22 protein-coding genes are annotated in these 20583 nt (G+C 36.3%); 14 read left to right on the forward strand and 8 right to left on the reverse strand.

Going from position 1 to position 20583, the window contains the following annotated elements; genetic code table 11:
- Positions 1–33: 33 nt before the first annotated feature.
- Together recX and K5S59_RS16295 are read left to right on the forward strand one after the other, a co-directional pair.
- A complete protein-coding gene (gene recX / locus K5S59_RS16290; protein ID WP_000268498.1) occupies positions 34–846 on the forward strand; it encodes a recombination regulator RecX in 813 nt (270 codons plus the stop codon).
- Between the two features lie 10 nt (positions 847–856).
- Positions 857–1174 (forward strand): YfhH family protein, encoded by a 318-nt coding sequence (locus K5S59_RS16295; RefSeq protein ID WP_001057029.1) that lies wholly within the window; start codon positions 857–859, stop codon positions 1172–1174.
- A 64-nt stretch (positions 1175–1238) separates the two neighbouring features.
- Here K5S59_RS16295 and K5S59_RS16300 read toward each other — a convergent pair whose 3' ends face one another.
- Together K5S59_RS16300 and K5S59_RS16305 are read right to left on the reverse strand one after the other, a co-directional pair.
- Positions 1239–1391 (reverse strand): YpzG family protein, encoded by a 153-nt coding sequence (locus K5S59_RS16300; protein ID WP_000122093.1) that lies wholly within the window; start codon positions 1389–1391, stop codon positions 1239–1241.
- A gap of 37 nt (positions 1392–1428) precedes the next feature.
- Positions 1429–1587 carry a small, acid-soluble spore protein K gene (locus K5S59_RS16305; RefSeq protein ID WP_000517891.1) on the reverse strand — a complete coding sequence of 53 codons (159 nt, stop codon included), beginning with the start codon at positions 1585–1587 and terminating at the stop codon, positions 1429–1431.
- Between the two features lie 122 nt (positions 1588–1709).
- On the opposite strand from K5S59_RS16305, the gene K5S59_RS16310 reads away from it, so the two are divergent.
- Positions 1710–1976, forward strand: a complete 267-nt coding sequence (locus K5S59_RS16310) for a YfhJ family protein (protein ID WP_098258204.1) — start codon at positions 1710–1712, stop codon at positions 1974–1976.
- Positions 1977–2000: 24 nt separating this feature from the next.
- Here K5S59_RS16310 and K5S59_RS16315 read toward each other — a convergent pair whose 3' ends face one another.
- Positions 2001–2981: a metal-dependent hydrolase gene (locus K5S59_RS16315; protein WP_000379118.1), complete on the reverse strand. Its 981-nt coding sequence runs from the start codon at positions 2979–2981 to the stop codon at positions 2001–2003.
- Positions 2982–3131: 150 nt separating this feature from the next.
- Between K5S59_RS16315 and mutY the strand changes: the two genes are divergently transcribed.
- Positions 3132–4229, forward strand: coding sequence for an A/G-specific adenine glycosylase (gene mutY / locus K5S59_RS16320; RefSeq protein ID WP_097844073.1), 1098 nt, complete (start codon positions 3132–3134; stop codon positions 4227–4229).
- Positions 4230–4367: 138 nt separating this feature from the next.
- Here the strand turns inward: mutY and K5S59_RS16325 are convergent, their stop codons facing one another.
- On the reverse strand, positions 4368–4592 hold the full coding sequence (locus K5S59_RS16325) for a hypothetical protein (protein WP_000275446.1): 225 nt from the start codon (positions 4590–4592) through the stop codon (positions 4368–4370).
- 123 nt (positions 4593–4715) lie between these two features.
- Here K5S59_RS16325 and K5S59_RS16330 point away from each other — a divergent pair, with 123 nt between their 5' ends.
- From K5S59_RS16330 to K5S59_RS16345, 4 genes are all read left to right on the forward strand, one after another.
- On the forward strand, positions 4716–4997 hold the full coding sequence (locus tag K5S59_RS16330) for a gamma-type small acid-soluble spore protein (RefSeq protein ID WP_088027684.1): 282 nt from the start codon (positions 4716–4718) through the stop codon (positions 4995–4997).
- 188 nt (positions 4998–5185) lie between these two features.
- Positions 5186–5446, forward strand: a complete 261-nt coding sequence (locus tag K5S59_RS16335; protein ID WP_000997582.1) for a YgaB family protein — start codon at positions 5186–5188, stop codon at positions 5444–5446.
- A 252-nt stretch (positions 5447–5698) separates the two neighbouring features.
- A complete protein-coding gene (gene ntdP / locus K5S59_RS16340) occupies positions 5699–6229 on the forward strand; it encodes a nucleoside tri-diphosphate phosphatase (RefSeq protein WP_000506626.1) in 531 nt (176 codons plus the stop codon).
- Positions 6230–6283: 54 nt separating this feature from the next.
- Entirely contained in the window at positions 6284–8044 is a 1761-nt protein-coding gene (locus K5S59_RS16345) for an ABC transporter ATP-binding protein (RefSeq protein ID WP_120449449.1), read from the forward strand.
- A gap of 15 nt (positions 8045–8059) precedes the next feature.
- Here K5S59_RS16345 and K5S59_RS16350 read toward each other — a convergent pair whose 3' ends face one another.
- From K5S59_RS16350 to hemL, 3 genes are all read right to left on the reverse strand, one after another.
- Complete coding sequence (locus K5S59_RS16350; RefSeq protein WP_000765792.1) at positions 8060–9148, reverse strand: aromatic acid exporter family protein; 1089 nt, start codon at positions 9146–9148, stop codon at positions 8060–8062.
- A 259-nt stretch (positions 9149–9407) separates the two neighbouring features.
- A complete protein-coding gene (locus K5S59_RS16355; protein WP_000933014.1) occupies positions 9408–13844 on the reverse strand; it encodes a glutamate synthase-related protein in 4437 nt (1478 codons plus the stop codon).
- A 199-nt stretch (positions 13845–14043) separates the two neighbouring features.
- Positions 14044–15342, reverse strand: a complete 1299-nt coding sequence (gene hemL, locus K5S59_RS16360) for a glutamate-1-semialdehyde-2,1-aminomutase (RefSeq protein ID WP_000673241.1) — start codon at positions 15340–15342, stop codon at positions 14044–14046.
- Between the two features lie 127 nt (positions 15343–15469).
- On the opposite strand from hemL, the gene K5S59_RS16365 reads away from it, so the two are divergent.
- From K5S59_RS16365 to perR, 6 genes are all read left to right on the forward strand, one after another.
- Positions 15470–16483 carry an ABC transporter ATP-binding protein gene (locus K5S59_RS16365; protein WP_000843639.1) on the forward strand — a complete coding sequence of 338 codons (1014 nt, stop codon included), beginning with the start codon at positions 15470–15472 and terminating at the stop codon, positions 16481–16483.
- A complete protein-coding gene (locus K5S59_RS16370; RefSeq protein ID WP_000521523.1) occupies positions 16476–17267 on the forward strand; it encodes an ABC transporter permease in 792 nt (263 codons plus the stop codon). The genes K5S59_RS16365 and K5S59_RS16370 overlap by 8 nt, the downstream gene beginning before the upstream one ends.
- A gap of 4 nt (positions 17268–17271) precedes the next feature.
- Positions 17272–18057 (forward strand): ABC transporter permease, encoded by a 786-nt coding sequence (locus tag K5S59_RS16375; protein WP_000639387.1) that lies wholly within the window; start codon positions 17272–17274, stop codon positions 18055–18057.
- Positions 18058–18129: 72 nt separating this feature from the next.
- On the forward strand, positions 18130–18534 hold the full coding sequence (locus K5S59_RS16380) for a potassium channel family protein (RefSeq protein WP_000964347.1): 405 nt from the start codon (positions 18130–18132) through the stop codon (positions 18532–18534).
- Between the two features lie 44 nt (positions 18535–18578).
- Positions 18579–19034 (forward strand): thioredoxin-dependent thiol peroxidase, encoded by a 456-nt coding sequence (gene bcp / locus K5S59_RS16385; protein ID WP_000633714.1) that lies wholly within the window; start codon positions 18579–18581, stop codon positions 19032–19034.
- Positions 19035–19332: 298 nt separating this feature from the next.
- Entirely contained in the window at positions 19333–19761 is a 429-nt protein-coding gene (gene perR, locus K5S59_RS16390) for a peroxide-responsive transcriptional repressor PerR (RefSeq protein WP_000237831.1), read from the forward strand.
- Positions 19762–19961: 200 nt separating this feature from the next.
- Here perR and K5S59_RS16395 read toward each other — a convergent pair whose 3' ends face one another.
- On the reverse strand, positions 19962–20318 hold the full coding sequence (locus tag K5S59_RS16395; RefSeq protein WP_000025063.1) for a YgzB family protein: 357 nt from the start codon (positions 20316–20318) through the stop codon (positions 19962–19964).
- Positions 20319–20583 lie beyond the last annotated feature (265 nt).

Genomic DNA, 20583 nt, shown 5'->3' on the forward strand with positions numbered 1-20583 from the left:
TTGACTATGGTAAAATAATAGAGAGGTGAGAGTATGGCTGTCATTACAAAAATAGAAGTGCAAAAACGATTGAAAGAACGGTTTAATATTTATATTGATAAAGGTCAAGGTGAAGAGTACGGGTTTAGTGTGAATGAAGTAATCTTAATAAAACACGGATTACAAAAGGGCTTAGAAATTGATGAAATAGCTTTAGGAAATATTTTGTACAATGAAGAGGTACAAAAAGCATATTTACAAGCAGTCTCCTATTTATCCTACCAAATGAGAACGAAACAAGAAATAGAAGATTTTTTACGAAAAAAAGAAGTGGGACAGGCCATCATCTCTGAAGTCGTTTCAAAATTATTACATGACCGATATATTAATGATAAAGAGTACGCTGTTTTATATACGAGAACGCAAAGTAATGTGAATCGAAAAGGTCCCACTGTTATTAAAAGAGAGTTGTTAAATAAGGGTGTTCAGGATCTAATTATTACGCATAGTTTACAAGAATATCCGAAGGAAAAGCAAATTGAGAATGCTTTAATTCTTGTAGAAAAGAAGAAAAAATCTTATCAAAAGCATTCCTTTTTACAAATGAAGCTAAAGTTAGACGAAATGCTCGTTCGTAAAGGATATTCTAGAGATGTGATTCAAATTTGTTTGGAAGAATTGAAAGACGAAAAAGATGACGAACAGCAACAAGAAGCGTTACACTATCATGGGAATAAATATTATGAGAAATATAAGAAGTATGATGGATGGACATTTGAAAATAAGATGAAACAAGCGTTATACCGCAAAGGATTCTCTATTGATGAGATAGAGGTATTTTTGCAGATGAAACGCGAAGAGGGATGAGGGGAATAAGATGAATATGCCAAAGCGCTACAGTGAAATGACACCACATGAGCTAAGGGAAGAAATTGGCCTTTTGAAAGAGCAAGCGATAAAGGCTGAGCAGCTTGGAATTGTAAATGAGTTCGATGTATTAATGAGAAAGATGGCAATGGCTCGCGCTTATATGACTGACATAAATAAATTCCATATTGGTGAGACATATGAATTGGTAGAAGAACCTGGTATATTATTTAAAATTACGTATTTCAATGGGGTATTTGCTTGGGGACATAAGCAAAATGATAATGAAGAGATTGGAATACCGATTTCCTTATTGCAAGAAAAATAAAAACCAGAGAGTAAATATCTCTCTGGTTTTCATCTTTGGTAGGCGTTACAGGAGATAGGAGATTCTAAAATTGGCGCTTTTTACATTCATTCGCCAATATAATGAGAGACTGGGTTTGTTGCGTCTGTCCGTTAACTTGCGCTTTAGCATGTTTCGGACGAGTCCACGTATGGTTAAATAATTCAGAACGACTATCTAAGCGATCACGGTAGCTCATCTTTATCACCTCGTGTAGGAAGTTAATTTAATTTGTACTACTCTTCCTGCTGATTTGCAGCACGCATACGTTCTTGTGGGTGCGTGTTAATTGTGCCGTTAGGTCGCTTCGAAGCGAAGCGTGATTTCGCTTTCGGCTGACCATCGATTTTGCTGTTGTTTTTTGACTCAGACCAAAATTCGGCTTGTTTACCCATTGAGAACGCCCTCCTCATCATCAGTTGATACCTCTTGAAGAAGTATCAATTATAGAATGTGCAAAATAGAAGAAACTATCCTTTAGAAATGAAGGGATAAATAGGTAAAAGGAGATTAGAAAATGAATGATATTTATCAAGCATTAACGAAAGAACTATTAGACAAAAATGACAAGCTTTCTTACGCACAGGCTCGTGCGTGGGTTGAATTACTATGGGAAGATTTTCAAACAACTTATGCGAAGTCAGGTCGTTACCAAGGTGATGAAATGACTGAACAAGTGGTAAGAACATGGATTAATAATCATGGAGCACGTCTTCATGAAATGCGTACAAATAATCCGAAATATAGCCATTTAATCAATCAAGACGATCATTTGAAACATTAAAAAAAGCGACTTAAGTCGCTTTTTTTAATGTGGAAGTAACTCCAGTTTTTTTCGGAGTTTTTCTTCACTAAAAATCCATCCTGTATAGGAACTAATAATATTTAAATTATGATCGAGTTGAACGATTGCAACGAATGGATAATAATCTTTACTGCGATATCGCAAATCAATGAATCGAACTTCGTAATAATGATCATAATCGAAAACGTCCCAGCGATACACAGGGGAGAAAGATAGAAATGCTGAGATGTTTTCATCTTGTTTCGCAGCGCGCATAATAGCATTGTCTGGGAACGGTACCCGGTCGAATTTATCATAGACCATGATGTTACCACGATGCCATCTAGCAACGTAGTAATAATCAGTTGTAACGATTGCTAAATGGTAATGATAAAATCGATAAGAAGGAGAAATGATGATCTTCTCAACATGATTGAAACGTTTATATACGACACTACGTATGTTTCTATGCATCATAATCCGTCCGATATAGTAAACGACCATCAATATATACGCTGCTAAGGCAGTATACCCTTTATGAGATCCTACGAGCATACAAGCAATTGCTAGTATATGAATAAAGAAAATGACGGTATCAAATGTATTAATGATACCGAGTGCTACCCATTTTTTTGTGAAGGGCCGTAATGCCTGTGTACCGTAGGCATTAAAAATATCTACAAAGACATGAAGAAAGACGGCAATAAATGACCAAAGTAATAGGTGCAAATATGGGGCGTCTGAAAAGAAGGCGAAAGAGATGCCACTTATAAGGAATGACCAAAGAATCACGGCAGGAATGGAATGAGTAATCCCGCGATGATTTCTTATATATTTAGCGTTATTACGCAATTTTAAAACTGTATCGATGTCAGGAATATTGGAACCGGCAATTGCAGCAAGCATAACTGCTTGTGGCCCAATATCACTTTGTGCTATGGCTGGATCTAATGTTGCCAAACTGCCTAGAGTAACGCCCATAACAAGGTGAGTGGCTGTGTCCATAGAAATACACCTCCGTTTTTTTATTAATGTAACTCTTTTTATTCGATACCTCAAGTCCTTTGCCTTCTATTTCCTATGTCATCTTACTTAAATTTTTTCCTAAAATCTTTATAATAGTACTTATATGCAAAAAAATGAGGGGGATCAAGTTTGACACTTGAAATATTAAATAATTTTAACATAGAGCAGTTTCAAAATGATTTAATTGGTTGGTTTGAAAAAGAGCAACGCGACTTACCCTGGCGTAAAAATAAAGATCCATACCGCGTCTGGGTTTCAGAAATTATGTTGCAGCAAACAAGGGTAGAAGCTGTAAAACCATATTACGCGAATTTTATGGGGAAGTTTCCTACTCTAGAAGCTTTGGCAAATGCGGATGATGAAGAAGTGTTAAAAGCGTGGGAAGGTTTAGGGTATTATTCTAGAGCACGAAATTTACATGCAGCCGTAAAAGAAGTAAAAGAAGTATACGGCGGAATCGTACCGAGTGATGTAAAGAAAATCGAAAAATTAAAAGGAGTCGGACCCTATACAAAAGGTGCTATTTTAAGTATTGCATATGGTATACCAGAGCCGGCAGTTGACGGAAATGTTATGCGTGTATTATCCCGTATTTTATCAGTATGGGATGACATTGCAAAACCGAAAACTAGAAAAGTGTTTGAAGAGATTGTGCGTGAAATTATTTCGGCTGAAAATCCATCTTATTTTAATCAAGGTTTGATGGAGTTAGGCGCACTAATTTGTATTCCAAAAAATCCAGCATGCTTACTTTGTCCTGTACGAGAGCATTGCCGAGGATATGCTGAAGGCGTTCAAAAGGAGTTGCCAGTAAAAAGTAAAGCGAAGGCTCCGACAATGGTACCGATCGTTGCAGGTGTGCTGCAAACGGAAGATGGTCGTTACGTCATTAATAAACGTTCAAGTACCGGGTTATTAGCTAACATGTGGGAGTTTCCGAATGCCGAACTTGGTGAAGGGATTCGGAACCAGAAGGAACAACTTGCAGATTATATGAGAGAAAAATTTGAGCTTTCGATTTCTATTGAAGAATACGCAATGAATGTGCAACATACGTTTACACATCGTACTTGGGACATATTTGTATTTTACGGAAAAGTAACCGGTGATATTGTTGAAACAGATACATTGAAATTTGTATCGAAAGAAGCATTTGAGCAGTTACCTTTCTCGAAATCACATCGTACGATTTATGAGAATTGCGTTGAGAAAATTACAATGCAATAAAGTGAAACTTTAATCAGTGGGGGTTTTCTTCAACCCCCACCTAAATTCTTTGCTTTCGCTGAATTTTGAGGTGGGGGGTCTTACTGCCCATTAAAGCGAGATAAATAAAAAGGTGTTCCCTAGATTGGGAACACTTTTTTAATCGTAAGAAATTTTTGTCCCATGAGTCCAACTAGCCTCACCTTCTTGTAAGCCGCCTCTTGTTTCAATTTCTTTTACAATTTCTTTATAGATACTTTGACCTTCTGCATTTAAATACGGAAGAATCTGTTGTAATGAATGATGAAAATAAGCCAATTCATCTTCTTTCCACTCATTTTTTGAAACCATCGTTAGTTCAGTCATATCGCGTCCTATATACATATTTCCACCTCCATTTCCTATAGTTTGAATGAGTGATAAGAGATATATACGGAGATAAAAAAAGAAAATCACGGATAGCTTCTAAGTAAATTGGTTACATTATTGGTTGTGGAGGTGAGAAAGATGAATAAAAAACAACAAGGTTATAACAAGGCAACTTCTGGTGCTAGCATTCAAAGTACAAATGCTAGTTATGGTACAGAGTTTTCAACTGAAACAGATGTGCAAGCAGTAAAACAAGCAAATGCACAATCAGAAGCAAAGAAAGCACAAGCTTCTGGTGCACAAAGTGCAAACGCTAGTTATGGTACTGAATTTGCAACTGAAACAGATGTGCATGCTGTGAAAAAACAAAATGCACAATCAGCTGCAAAACAATCACAATCTTCTAGTTCAAATCAGTAATGAAAGAAAAACACTTCTCTAATTCGGGAGAAGTGTTTTCTTTGTGCTTTGGTCATGGTAATGAAAATAAAGCGAACGACATAACTTCTAATAAGTCAACAAATGTAGTCAAAGGAGAAGGAAGTTAAAGATTAGAAATATGTAATGAGGAATAATAACTGATCAATAAATCTAAAAGGGGGTAAGTAATGAACGACTTTGATAAGTTGGTGGGAGAGCAATTAGAAACGATGGATGAGTTGTTGAAGTTACAAGCTCATCTAGAGAAGTATCAGCAAATTGAAATGAGTGAAAAGGATACGTGCGATAAAAAGGAATTACATTTTATCCGCCAAGAAATATATAGAACAGAATTAGCGTTAAAACTGTTACATGAGAAATTTGAAGAGCAAACAAATAGTGTGATTCAATCTTTTGAAACTGAAAAAATGATTTCGAATTTAGGATAAGACATATTGTTACCTTTCGGTGAAAGGTCCTTCTTTAGATAGAAATAAGGAAGGGCTTTTTTTGTTTTCATTTCCTCGTTTCTAAATAATGTAGCGAAAGCCCAGTCCCCGAAGAAGATTAAAGATATGGTATTTAGTGTGAAAAAGATAGAGCCTTGTCGCTTTAGTTTTAAAATTTCGACAAAAAAGTTATAATAGAAAAAAAGTGAATGCAGCTCAAAGAGCATTTGCAGTTGAAGGAAGGGAGCATATATGGGATTTCCCAAAGAAGGAGAAAAAGTACAAATACATAGTTATAAACATAATGGCTCCATTCATAGAATGTGGGAAGAGACAACAATTTTAAAAGGGACACAGAGTCTTGTGATCGGAGCAAATGATCGTACAGTAGTGACAGAATCAGATGGCCGAACATGGATTACTCGTGAACCAGCAATTTGTTATTTTCATGCAAACTATTGGTTTAATGTGATTGGGATGCTAAGGGAAGAGGGCGTATATTATTATTGTAATTTAGGCTCACCTTTTGCATATGATTCTGAAGCGTTAAAGTACATTGATTATGATTTAGATATTAAAGTGTATCCAGATATGACATATACGCTTTTAGATGAAGATGAGTATGAAAAGCATAGTCAAATTATGCAGTATCCGCCTGTTATTGATACTATTTTAAAAAGAAATGTAGCACAATTAACACAATGGATTCATCAGAGAAAAGGGCCATTCGCGCCAGATTTCGTAGATATGTGGTATGAAAGATATTTAATGTACAGAAATTAAAACAAACCTGCAGGGGATTTCCCGGCAGGTTTGTCCTATTAGAGGGGGGATTATGTGCAAGGTATAAAAAGATATTTGCAATTTGTTAAACCATATCGATGGCTTATTGCTATTACGATTATGATTGGTCTAGTTAAATTCGGCATTCCGCTTATTATGCCGTGGTTATTAAAATATATTATTGATGATGTAATTCAAGGTGGAGGGTCACTTCAAGATAAAACATCTCAATTAGTAACAGCCGTTGGGATTGCTTTTTTTATTTTTGCAGTAGTAAGACCACCGATTGAATATTATCGTCAATATTTTGCGCAACGTATCGCAAACACAATACTATATGATTTGCGAAAACATATTTTTGGTCATTTGCAAAAGTTGAGTTTACGCTATTATTCGAATACAAAAACAGGAGAGATTATTTCACGTGTCATTCATGATGTAGAACAAACGAAGGATTTTGTAATTACTGGATTGATGAATGTTTGGTTAGATACGGCAACAATTGCTATCGCTATTATTGTTATGTTTTCTATGAATGTAAAATTAACATTTGTTGCGCTATTAATTTTACCTATTTATGTAGTGGCAGTGAAATATTTTTTCGGGCGTCTTCGAAAATTGACGAAAGAGCGTTCACAAGCGTTAGCAACGATGCAAGGGTATTTACATGAACGTATTCAAGGGATGCAAGTGACACGTAGCTTTGCATTAGAAGAGTATGAGGGTAAGCAGTTTGAAAAAAGAAATAATGAATTTTTGACGAAAGCGTTAACTCATACGAGTTGGACTGCAAGGACATTTTTAGCAGTGAATACGTTAACCGATTTAGGTCCGTTACTTGTAATCGGTTTTGCAGCATATGAAGTAATTCAGGGGCAATTAACATTAGGGACTATGGTTGCCTTTGTTGGATATATGGATAGTTTGTATAGTCCGCTTCGCCGCCTTGTTAATTCCTCCACAACATTAACACAGTCATTCGCATCGATGGATCGAGTGTTTGAATTGTTAGATGAAAAATACGATATTGTCAATGTGCCAAGTGCGGTACAAACGACAAAATTAAATGGTGAAGTGATATTTGATAATGTATCTTTTCGTTACAATTCGGATGAAAAAGAGATATTACATAACCTTTCGTTAACTATGTTGCCAGGAGAGAAGGTAGCACTTGTAGGAGCAAGTGGGGGAGGGAAGTCATCTCTTGCTAGCTTAATTCCGCGTTTTTATGATGTTTCTTCAGGTGCAGTTTATGTAGATGGAATAGATGTTAGAAAGTATGATATGAGAAATTTACGTAGTCATATTGGAATTGTACTGCAAGATAATTTGTTATTTAGTGATACAATCGGGGCAAATATTTTATATGGAAATCCGAAAGCTACAGAGGAAGAAGTGATTGCAGCTGCTAAAGCTGCGCAAATTCATGATTTTATTATAGAGTTACCTGATGGCTATGATACTGTCGTTGGGGAACGCGGTGTGAAGTTATCTGGTGGGCAAAGGCAACGTGTAGCGATTGCAAGAGTGTTTCTAAAGAATCCATCGTTACTTATATTAGATGAGGCGACTTCCGCTTTAGATTTAGAAAATGAACGGTATATTCAGCAGGCGCTTCAGACGTTAGCTGCTGATCGGACGACGATCGTAATCGCACATCGATTGGCGACGATTACACATGTGGATACGATTATTTACATTGAAGATGGTGAAATTAAAGAAACAGGTTCTCATGAAGAGTTAATGAAAAAAAGAGGGTTTTATTACAAATTATATCAACTTCAACATATAACAGAAACAGCTCCTTTAGCGTAAAAGGAGCTGTTTTCTTTATTCGTCTTCTTTTTTATCTTCGATTTGGAGTTCTGCTTCTGGTTTATGGTATGTGTAGAAGCTATCCACAAGTAAATCTAAATGCTCTACTTCTTCACTATAGTTAATAATGGCAGAAATAAGAGGGAAGAGGTGTAGCCATGTTTTATAAGCTTCCTCATCGTCCTTGTTTTGATAATCCATAAAGATATCAATTAATTCTTGTTTACCTGTTTCAACTTCATCAAGCATTTCAACGGATTGTTGTTTTTTTGCTTTACCAATAAATTTTAATAAAACTTGTTCATGGTAATGGGTTAATGAGTCAAGTTCGTTTTGGATAGATTCCTGAAATTCTTCTGGCATATAGCGCAGTTCATTTTCAGTACGATGTAATGATTTTAACGTACTTAAAGCACGGCTTGTCGTCGCTAACATTTGTCTGAATAAAACGAGCTTACGAATTTTTGCGAACTTTACTTTTTTCGTGTAGCTTCTTTCTTCTTTATACAGCAAATAGTAATGGTTTAGTTTGATCATCTTTTCTTTCATACGATCAATATCAGTTTTTAGCGTTGTAAAATCAGAAGCTTGCCTGCTATTCATTCGAATCCATTTTACAATTTCTTCTGTATTATCAACGATACGATGATATAGTTTTGTTTCGTATTTTGGCGGCATAAACACTAAATTTACAAGTGAAGCCGCAATAATTCCAATCATAATCGTCGCAAAGCGAAGTAAGGCAAAACTAAAGAAATCGTCGCCCTGATACTCCATAATGGCGATAACTGTTACTAAAGCAATTGATATTGTGTTTTCTAATCGTAATTGTAACGTAAGCGCAATTACTAATATACATGTTAATCCAATAATAAAAGGATTATGTCCAAAAGCAGTAGCAAATACGATAGCGAATACCGCACCAATTACGTTTGCTTGAATTTGCTCAAGAGCTGTTAAATACGAGCGGTATACAGACGGTTGAACAGCGAATATAGCTGAGATTCCCGCGAATACTGGACTCGGTAATTGAAGTAAAATACAAGCAAATAAAGCTAATGTGATGGCAATACCCGTTTTTAAAATGCGAGCACCAAGTTTCATACCCTTAATAAGATCCTTTCTCTTGTCATAATGAATGTACAACATGATACTATACATTCATTACAATATGTTAGCAAGTGATATTTTAGTGACGTTAATAAGAAAATAAGATTCATTTTATACTTTTTCCTAATTCTTTTTAAACATCAATTTTTAGTGAAAAAACCTGCTGAATTTCAGCAGGTTTCAAATTGTTACTATAGATTACTATGAGAAGTGTACTTCGTCAATTTTTTCTTGAAAATGAAAAGTTGGTATATCACTCTGTTGAGATAGATGGATCAGCCTGCTCTTTTTTCGGGATAATTTCAAAAAAATGTTGCTGCATATCATCGAGTAACGGTGTTAATAAAGCAACTTCCTCGTATTGCTCATGTTCATTTAATACACGAATATAGTCCAGCAATAACTCAGTCACATCTTGCACACCATTTTTACTAATTGGTTGTAATGTAACATTTGCCCCTTTTGCGATTCTTCTTTTTAAGGCCTGTTCTGTTAAACCCGAGCTTGAATCATGACGTAAATAAACAACACCACCAGTCATACCAGCACAAATCCATGGACCAGGATCCCCTAAAACAAGCGCTCGCCCATTTGTCATATATTCAAAAGCGAAACCTTTAATATTAGAGTATGCTCCTATATTTCCTTGCTCTTTTTCACGGAGTGGCTTCGTCATTCGCCCTCCAATTATCATGTCTGCTCCAGAGAGGCGAATGCCAGCGCGAGCATCAGCGTTACCTTGCACGTATAGCGCTCCTTTTTGTGCACCGTATCCAAAACCTTTTCCGACAGAACCGTTATAATATATGCCGTCTTTTCCTTTTGCTTTCGTTATATAAATACCACCACCAAAGGAGGTTTTACCAATACCATCTTGTGCACCGCCATTTACGTGTATAAATAAGTTCTCACTATTGTAAGCACCTAATCCATTTCCAGGAATAGAGCCATTCGTATACTTTAATGTAAGTGGTTCAAGCTTCGTGTCTTCATATAATTTACTACGAACGCGATAGCAAGATTCTAGCCCTCCCATAACGCGTTGCTCTACGCCAACGCCTACTAATTCTTTCGAATGAGGGGAATGAACTGTTTCAAATTGTTTTTCCGGTACGTATTCTGTTTTTGTAACAGATGGATGTTCTATCGTTTGTAGTAAATTACATAAGTCTAATGAATTTTTCCCTCGAACTTGCTCTAATAAATCGGAACGCCCAACAATGTCTTGTAAATTTGTATAACCAAGATTTCCTGTTAATCGTTTTAGTTCTACGCCAAAAGTGGTGAATAAATGTAATAATCCAGCAACAGCGCTTTCTAATTCGCGCGGGACGAAGCGGCGTAATCCATGTTCTTTCGCCTGAGCTTCAGACTCGATTTGTGTTGCAATTCCAACGTGACAAGTATCTAGATGGCATCCGCGGCAAGTTGTACAGCCGATTGCAATCATGGATAATGTACCAAATCCAATGCGATTTGCCCCAAGAAGCATGATTTTTAAGGCATCATTCACACTCCGAATACCACCGTCAGCCCAAATTTCTACTTTATGTCTCATATTTGCTTCTAATAAGGCATTGTGAGCGGCTTTCACACCAATCTCTACAGGAAGCCCTACATGTTGCAATGCGTGAATACGTGCAGCTCCTGTACCACCATCAAATCCGCTAATATTAATAAAATCAGCACCAGCTTTTGCGATACCGACAGCAATTGTTCCAATGTTAGGGACGACAGGGACTTTTACAGCTACTTTTGCAAGTTGATTGGCGGTTTTAATTTCTGTAATCATTTGAGCTAAATCTTCAATGGAATAAATATCATGGTTGTTAGAAGGTGAAATTAAATCTGAGCCAATTGTAGCGTTACGTGCTTCAGCGATTTTGGCTGTTACTTTTGAACCTGGTAAATGTCCACCTTCACCAGGCTTTGCACCTTGACCAATTTTTATTTCAATTAAGTTTGATGAATTTAGTAGCTCGGCGTTTACACCAAATCGCCCAGATGCAACTTGCTGTCCACGTGTATGTGGATACTTTCCAATCATATCTTTAATTTCTCCGCCTTCACCGTTCAAACTGATCATATTTAGCTGGTCAGCAGCTTCTGCATACGAACGAAAGGCAACTTCATTTTGAGAACCGAATGACATGGAACTAATAATAAATGGTAAATCATGATTTTGAATGCGGATGGACACTTCTTCAGCCGGAACGATATGTTTTGTTTCTTTCATTTGAACAAGGTGTCTAATTGCGATTGGGTTATTTTCTTCTAATTCACTTAACTTGTCACGGTAATCATCATAAGAGTTTCCTTTCGCGACATCGCCGATTGCTTTCCAAATTCGCGGGAATATATGAAAAGATTTTCGCATTCTAACTTTAGGATTGTTATAATCATCCGCGCGCATTTGTGCATCTTCAGCAAGTGAATCAAGCGAAAAAGCTAAATTATTTGAACCGAAGAAATTCGTAATTTGTAATATATTTGCGATTTCCTCATGTAATCCGATAGAAGAATAGAGGCGACCGTAACCGCGTAATTCATGAATTCCAATTGTTGAAATGACTTTCTCTAGTCCTTTATTAAGTGCATGATATAAATTCGTAATTGGTGTTTTTGTCCCATCATTTACGGTTGCAAATAATAAATATGGATTAATACTATCTGCTCCTAATCCATACAGTGTGACGATATCGTGTAAGGAGCGAAGGGCACCAGAACGTATAACGAGAGAGCAGTTTCGGCGTAATTGATTTTCGCTTAATACTTGATGTACTTTGGCGGTAACTAAATGCGGATCAATCCATAACTGTTCATTTAGATGAGCGTTGGCATCGTCTATTAGTAGTAGAGAAGCTCCATCGTTCACGGCTGTTATTGCTTCAGAACTAATTCGATTTAAGGCGCATTGTAAAGTTTCTGCCGGACTGAATGTAGCAGAGATTGTAGCGATAGAGCTATGAGTATTGAATAGCTCTATAAGTTGTTCGTACGTAATTGTGTGTAATTCCTCTGCAATAGATTGTGCTACACTTCCTTCTAAAATAACGGGGGAAAGCATCTCAACTACAAATGGCTGTTTAACGCCGCTTAATAAACTTGGACGCTCTCCAAGTATCGTCCGTGTGGAGAAGTGTTCGACCTCTCGATCACGATCGATTGCTGGATTTGTAACAACGGCTACACTTTCCTTAATGAAGTCAGCGATATTTCGTCTATCAGTATCGAGTGCGGCGAGTGGTGAGTCATGCCCAAGTGAGCGAATTGGTTCAACGCCTTTTGTTGCCATCTGTTCAAGAAGCTGAATATGCTCTCGGTCCCATCCAAAAGCAACATATTGCTTCGTCTCAACTTGCATAGAATCACATAATCCCGAGATTTCTTTCGTTTCAGGGATAGATAAGTTTAAATGATAACCTTTAGTATCAACCCGCTTTTTAAAACGGTTATATACTTGAGATTGGTAGTCATCGTATTCGTAGAGTACAAGCTCATCCTGCTCATTCCACTTTAATCCGACCTTTTCTCCAGGAGCGAGTGGTTTTGGTTCTGCTACATATTCAGTTGGTGATACAACTCCAGGTTCAGAAGAGAAAATATAAGAGCTTTCTGTTTCAACTTTCCATACTGGTCGTAGTCCAAGGGAATCAACGCTGAAAACAGCTTCATCTTTATAACGTGAAATAATGCCAGCTGGACCTTGCGCAAAATGGCCCCATGCTTCACGTATATACGTATATAAATCTTGTAAATGCGGTTTATAAAGTTTAATTTCATTAATAATTGGTGGGAATAGTATATCCATTGCTTCAAATAAACTGTAGTCGTATTGAACAAGTAGAGTTTCTAAGGTGCGGTTTAAATCTTGGGAGTCGCTGCCCCCAGCAGTAAGTGGAACATGAATCATTTCAGCTTGATCGCGTAATTTTGCAATTGTGTTAATTTCACCATTATGCCCGAGAACGCTAAATGGTTGTACACGAAAAAAATTAGATAATGTATTAGTAGAATAGCGATTATGTCCAAGTGTCATAGTTGAAGCGATAAGTGGATGTTGTAAATCGTTGTAATAGGCAACAAGTGTATCCCCAGCACCTAGAACTTTGTATACAACATGGTCACGACTTAAAGAAGCAACATGAATCGCTTCGTCTTTCTCTATTTTTATCGTTACCGAAAATAATGTTTGCTCAATATTTTTAACTTCATTTTCCGCGATAAGAGCAACCTGCCAAAATAAAGGTTCTTCTTGTTTACCAAGTGGACCGAGTGCATCGGAATTTATTACGTCGTCACTTTCGAAAAGGATTGCAAAGTTTTCGTTGTTTAGTTGTGTACGAATATAATTTTTTAAATTAACTATATTTTCGTTTTTGTTTAGAAAAAAATGTCCAACGATAAAGTGGGGATGATCCACGATCGTTGGATTATATCCGCTACTTTTTAGTTTTTCATTCCAAAGTGCTTTTGGTACATCAATGTGAATGCCGATTCCATCGCCTTCACCATTAATGAAGCCAGCCCGATGATTCATTTTGACTAGTGATTGTATACAAAGGTCAATGTTTTCTTTTGTAGGAATTTTTCGTTTCTCCATAACGGAAACGATTCCACACGCATCGTGTTCTGCATTTTTATAACCTCGAAATAAAGACGGTGTCCATGTATTTGTTTTATTGAGCATCCGTCAATCCCCCCTCTTATTAAAGTTTGAATAATCTTACTATTTAAGGCGTGAGTAGCCTTGTATGCAAAGATAGTAAGGATATAAAAGAATGATTAAACAGATAATTATGAATAATTATACTATTAATGAGGGATTTATGAAATAGAAAAAAGGAAAAAAGAAAGATGTGCCTTCTTTTTTCCTTTTAATGACGGGATTATTTATTGTCTGCTAAAGCAGCAAATGCCCTGCCTACAGCTTCAATTGTATATTCAATATCTTCTTTTGTATGTTCTGTCGTTAAGAACCATGCCTCATATTTAGAAGGTGCTAAGTTCACTCCTTCTTGAAGCATAAGCTTGAAGAATTTACCGAACATTTCACCGTCTGTATCTTGTGCTGCATCGTAATCTTCAATTGTATTTGTTGTGAAGTATACAGTTAAAGCACCTTTTAGTCGATTTAATGTAATATCGATATTATGTTTTGCAGCTTGCTCTAAAATTCCTTTTTCAAGCATTGCACCAAGTTCATCTAATTTCTCATAAAGCCCTTCTTGTTGAAGAACTTCTAGACAAGCAATACCAGATGCCATAGAAGCAGGATTTCCTGCCATTGTACCAGCTTGATATGCAGGTCCAAGAGGGGCAACTTGTTCCATAATTTCTTTCTTACCACCGTAAGCACCGATTGGAAGTCCACCGCCAATAACTTTACCAAGAGCTGTTAAGTCTGGTGTTACGCCAAGTAAGTCTTGAGCACCACCGTACATGAAGCGGAAAGCAGTAATAACTTCATCATAAATTACTAGTGCACCAGCTTCGTGAACAAGTTCATTCACTTTCTCAAGGAAGCCAGGTTTTGGCTCTACAATACCAAAGTTTCCAACAATCGGTTCTACAAGAATAGCTGCTACTTCATGTCCCCATTTATCTAATGCTTCTTTTAAAGTTTCTACATTATTAAATGGAACGGTAATAACTTCTTGAGCGATACTTTGTGGTACACCGGCTGAGTCAGGAGTTCCTAGTGTAGAAGGACCAGATCCAGCTGCTACAAGTACTAAATCAGAATGACCGTGGTAACAACCAGCGAATTTCATAATTTTTGTGCGGCCTGTGTAAGCACGAGCGACACGAATTGTTGTCATTACTGCTTCAGTACCAGAGTTTACGAAGCGGACTTTATCTAATGCAGGCATTGCTTCTTTTAACATTTTTGCAAATTTTACTTCTAGCGCTGTTGGTGTTCCGTAAAGTACACCATTTTCAGCAGCTGTTGTAATTGCTTTTGTAATGTGCGGGTGAGCATGTCCAGTAATAATAGGACCGTATGCTGCTAAATAATCGATATATTTATTTCCGTCTACATCCCAGAAATAAGCACCTTTTCCACGTTCCATAGCAACAGGAGCGCCACCGCCAACTGCTTTAAAAGAGCGAGAAGGACTATTAACGCCGCCAACAATATGTTCTAAAGCTTCTTTATGTAATGCTTCTGATTTTGTGAATTTCACTTCAATTCATCTCCTTACAAAAATCTATGTATTATTCTAACATGTTTTTCGAAAAGACGTATTGTTTGTGATAGAGAAGGCAGTTGGGTAAACTATTCGTTGTGACATTTAGGAAGGGGGTCCGGTTATGAAATCGGTAATTGAGGTACAAGGGTTACGTAAAGAGTTTACAGCCTATTCAAGTCGTCCAGGTTTAAAGGGTGCATTTCGCGATTTATTAAATCGTAATTATAAAATAGTACCAGCAGTAAATGACGTATCTTTTAATGTGAAACAAGGTGAAATGGTTGGATATATTGGTGAGAATGGTGCCGGTAAATCAACGACAATTAAAATGCTTACGGGGATTTTGACTCCGACATCAGGAGAGATTTTAGTAAATGGGATGAATCCGCATAAGCAGAGAGAAGAATTTGTAAAAACAATTGGTGTTGTTTTCGGTCAACGCTCGCAACTTTGGTGGGATATTGCTGTACAAGAGTCGTTTCGTTTATTAAAAAAGGTGTACGGTGTATCAGACGCTCAGTATAAAGAGCATATGGAGCACGTAATTGAAACGTTAGATATTGGTCCTTTATTAGATAAGCCGGTTCGAAAGTTATCTCTAGGTCAAAGAATGCGTTGTGAATTAGCGGCAGCGTTAATTCATAATCCGCCGTTATTATTTTTAGATGAACCTACAATTGGGTTAGATGTTCTTGTGAAATTGAAAATACGTGAATTTTTAAAAGAAATGAATGAACGTTATAAAACAACAATTTTATTAACAACCCATGATATTACGGATATTGAAGCTTTATGTGAGCGCGTTATCATGCTGGATGAAGGAAATATTATGTATGACGGTTCTTTAAATAATCTTCGTACGCAGTGGGGAGCAGAGAAGGAAATACATTTTCAATTTATTGCACCAGTTTCCTATCAGGCTTTATCAATGGTTATGCCAGATAGTCATGTCGTTTGGTCGAAAGCGAAAGAGGAAAACGCGTGGATTGCAAAAATACCGAATGAAGAAGTTATCATTTCAATGCTTATTTCTAAAGTAGTACAAGCCTTTCAAATTAAAGATTTAAAAATTAACGAAGTGTCTACAGAGGAAATCATTCGTAACATTTATGAAGAAGGTATTAAACATGGGTAAGTACATTGAAATGATTCGGATTCGCTTTTTAATGATGCTTGCGTATCGTACAAACTATTATAGTGGGATTTTAATTTATACAATTAATATCGGTGCGTATTATTTTTTATGGCAAGCAATTTATAGTGGAAAAGAGAATATTGAAAGTTTATCTATTTCGCAAATGACTACGTATATCGCAATTGCGTGGATGGCACGTGCCTTTTATTTTAATAATATAGACAGAGAAATTGCGATGGAGATTCAAGAAGGACGTGTAGCGGTAGAGCTGATTCGTCCATATAACTATTTAGGGATGAAAGTGATGCAAGGTCTTGGTGAAGGAATATTTCGTTTTGCCTTCTTTTCAATCCCAGGTATGGTTATCGTTACCTTATTATTTTCATTGCAAATTACAACGAATTTTCAAACGTGGTTATATTTCTTCTTATCTTTAATATTTAGTTTTATTATTAATACACAAATTAATTTAATGACGGGGATGCTCACGTTCTTCCTATTTAATAATAGTGGAATTATGTATGCAAAACGTGTTGTTATTGATTTATTTTCAGGTCTATTATTACCAATTAGCTTTTATCCGTTATGGGCCCAAAAGGCAATGGTATTTTTACCGTTTCAGGCCATTAGTTATATTCCGAGTATGATTTTTTCAGAAGGTATACAAGGAAGTAAATTGTATGAGGCATTATTATTCCAAGTAATTTGGGCAATTGTACTTATTATTCCAATTGTACTCATGTGGAGAACGGCGAGAAAACGTCTAATTGTACAAGGGGGATGATGAGATGATATATATAAACCTATTTTTGCAATATGCAAGCCAATATATAAAAACAAAATTGGAGTATCGGGGCGATTTTATCGTTGGACTACTTTCTGATTTATCACTGCAGGCTGTTAATTTAATCTTTATTCTCGTTGTGTTTGGGCATACGCAAGCATTAAAAGGCTGGAGTAGAGAGGAAGTCATCTTTATTTATGGTTTCTTTTTAGTGCCGTTTGCCATTTTCTCTGCTTTCTTTAACATATGGGACTTTAATGATCGTTATATTATTAAAGGAGAGATGGATCGTATATTAACGAGACCGATTCATAGTTTATTTCAAATTATATTAGAAAGAATGGAGCTTGAATCTTTAATTGGAGCGATTACAGGGATGGTTGTAATGGGCTACGCAGCAGTGGAGTTGCAATTATCTTTTTACTGGTACGATTTCTTCTTATTCTTACTAATGGTAGGAGGGGGCGCACTTGTATACGGAGGGATATTTGTTACGCTTGCAAGCCTTGGTTTTTGGTCGGATGCGAAAAGTTCAATTATGCCGCTAATGTATAACATAGGTAACTATGGTCGCTATCCTGTTAACATTTATAACCGTGTGATTCGTTTCATTTTAACGTTTGTTTTACCATTTGCGTTTGTCGGAGTGTATCCAGCAGCATACTTTTTAAGAAAAACAGAGTGGAATAGCTATGCATTTGCAACACCATTCGTTGGTATTATCTGTTTTACGATTGCAATTACTCTTTGGAATCAAGGGGTAAAAAGGTACCGTGGTGCTGGGAATTAATTATAGAAGCTTGTTTGTTTCTAAGGGATAAATCTAATGGCTGTCTCATACATATAAAATGAGGTGGAGGACATGTTATGGGGATTTATTCTATTAATTGCAGCAATTGCTATTTTGAGAAGTGTCCAATTGTTATGGAGTTCATATTCAGATTCTAGGCGTTTCTTTTCGCTTTATAATTTAGCCTCCCTATTTCTAATTTATACAACGGTATTAATTGCGTTTGGGTTAAGTTATGTTGTATTAGAAGAAATGGGCTTTGCAGTTTTGAAAGAAGATGGAGAAAGCTTGCATGCCCAATCTTTTCAACTTGTAGAAATTTGCTTATATTTTAGCGCAGTTACTTTATTGTCCGTTGGGTACGGTGACATAGCTCCGATTGGAATAGGGAGATGGATTGCGATTGCAGAAGCGCTAATTGGATATACATTACCGTTTGCTTTTGTCATGAGATCTGTAATAGACAATGAAAAATAAGGTTGCATTTGATATAGTAAAAGAAAAGAGTAGGAGTGATAACAATGATCACAGTAGGAGAAATGGCTCCAGAATTTACATTAGAGGGAAGTAACGGGGAACAAGTTCGCTTAGCTGATTTTCATGGTAAAAACGTAGTTCTATATTTTTATCCAAAAGATATGACTCCAGGGTGTACAACTGAAGCGTGTGATTTTCGAGATGCATATGGATTATTTCAAGAGAAAGATACAGTTATTCTTGGTGTAAGCCCTGATTCAGCGAACAGACATCTGAAATTCATTGAGAAGCATGAACTTCCATTTGTACTTTTAGTAGATGAAGATCATAAGGTAGCAGAATTGTACGATGTTTGGAAATTGAAAAAGAACTTTGGGAAAGAGTACATGGGAATCGAGCGTTCTACATTCCTTATTAATAAAGACGGTGAGCTTGTAAAAGAATGGCGTAAAGTGAAAGTGAAAGGACATATTGAGGATGTTCTTTCTTATATAAAATAAATTCACTGTGGAGATAAAATATATAGAAGCAAGGCGAGTGTCTATACATATTTTATCGCCTTACATAAAGTGAAGTGTAGGGCATACCTCCTCAGATGATAGTATTCCAAGTGCGATTATGTCGCACTTTTTTTCTATGTAAATGTATAGAAAATGGGGAAAGATATATAAGGATAAGGCTATATACAAAAATAAACCACATACTTATAGTAGAAATATTGACGATTTATAAGAAAAGGAGTACACTCTTTATAAGAATTATAAAATAATAATCCGTATAGAATCGGGGTGCATGACGGTGGTCAAAGAAGAATTAAAAGAAGCGCTAGAAATGCTGAAAAATACGGGTGTACGCATTACTCCACAGCGTCATGCTATTTTAGAGTACCTTGTGGAATCTATGACGCACCCAACAGCGGATGACATTTATAAAGCATTAGAAGGTAAGTTTCCAAATATGAGCGTTGCAACTGTTTATAATAACTTACGTGTATTTAAAGAGGTTGGACTTGTAAAGGAATTAACTTATGGAGACGCTTCAAGTAGATTTGATTATGTTACAAGTCAACATTATCATGTGATTTGCGAAAAATGTGGTAAGATTGTTGATTTTCCTTATGGAGGTTTGGAACAGCTTGAAGAGGAAGCTGCGAAAACGACAGGCTTCGTTATTAATAGTCATCGCTTAGAAATTTATGGCGTTTGTCCAGAGTGTCATAAGGCGTAATATATAATAAAGAAAGAGGTTGACGCAAAGCCGTCAACCTCTTTCTTTATTATATGTGGGAATTGCGTTAGGTTCAGGAGGGTTTAAAATGTTCAGTGAAGAACCTAATTTAATTAAGGGTAAATACAAAAGGTGATTTCTTGGTAAGAAATCACCTTTTACTGTTTAGTTTTGTAAGGTTACATTGTATCCATATATACCTATGATTTATAGCTCTTCTTATTATATTTCTCATCAAATTCTTTTCCTTCTAGATTTCGATCCATTGTTAAAGGTTGGTTGCAATGCATACATGCGTCGACACGACCGAGCATTTTTGTTGGCTTATCGCAGCTTGGACAAATAATTTGTACAGTTTTAGTAGATAACATGCCAATCCAAAAGTAAACGACAGTACTAGCGATAACAGCTAAGAATCCAACCATCATAAATGTTGTCATAATAATAATGTTTTCACGGAAGAAGACTCCTAAGTATGCAATGAAGAGGCCGATAAATACTAAACTTAATGCAAAGGTCCGGATTTTATTGATTTTGTTTGAATACTTAATGCTCATTCTCACCACTCCCCTATAATAATAATATAACATAAAATTTAGAATTTTCACTCGCTCAGAAACGTGATAAGGTATGAAATGTGGAGTAGGATGAAGAGAGACTATAATGATTTTTGAAACATGTTTTAAAGTTTTAACGGGATGTGAAATTTTTTTATAAAAAGTATTGACCCTGTATGTACTGCATGATATATTAATAACCGTCGCTGATGCGGAAACGCAGAAAACGACAAAAAAGAAATTATAAAACTTAGTTGACATCGAA

This window comes from Bacillus sp. BML-BC051, from assembly GCF_019656175.1.
In the GTDB taxonomy this organism is placed as follows: Bacteria; Bacillota; Bacilli; order Bacillales; family Bacillaceae_G; genus Bacillus_A; species Bacillus_A mobilis.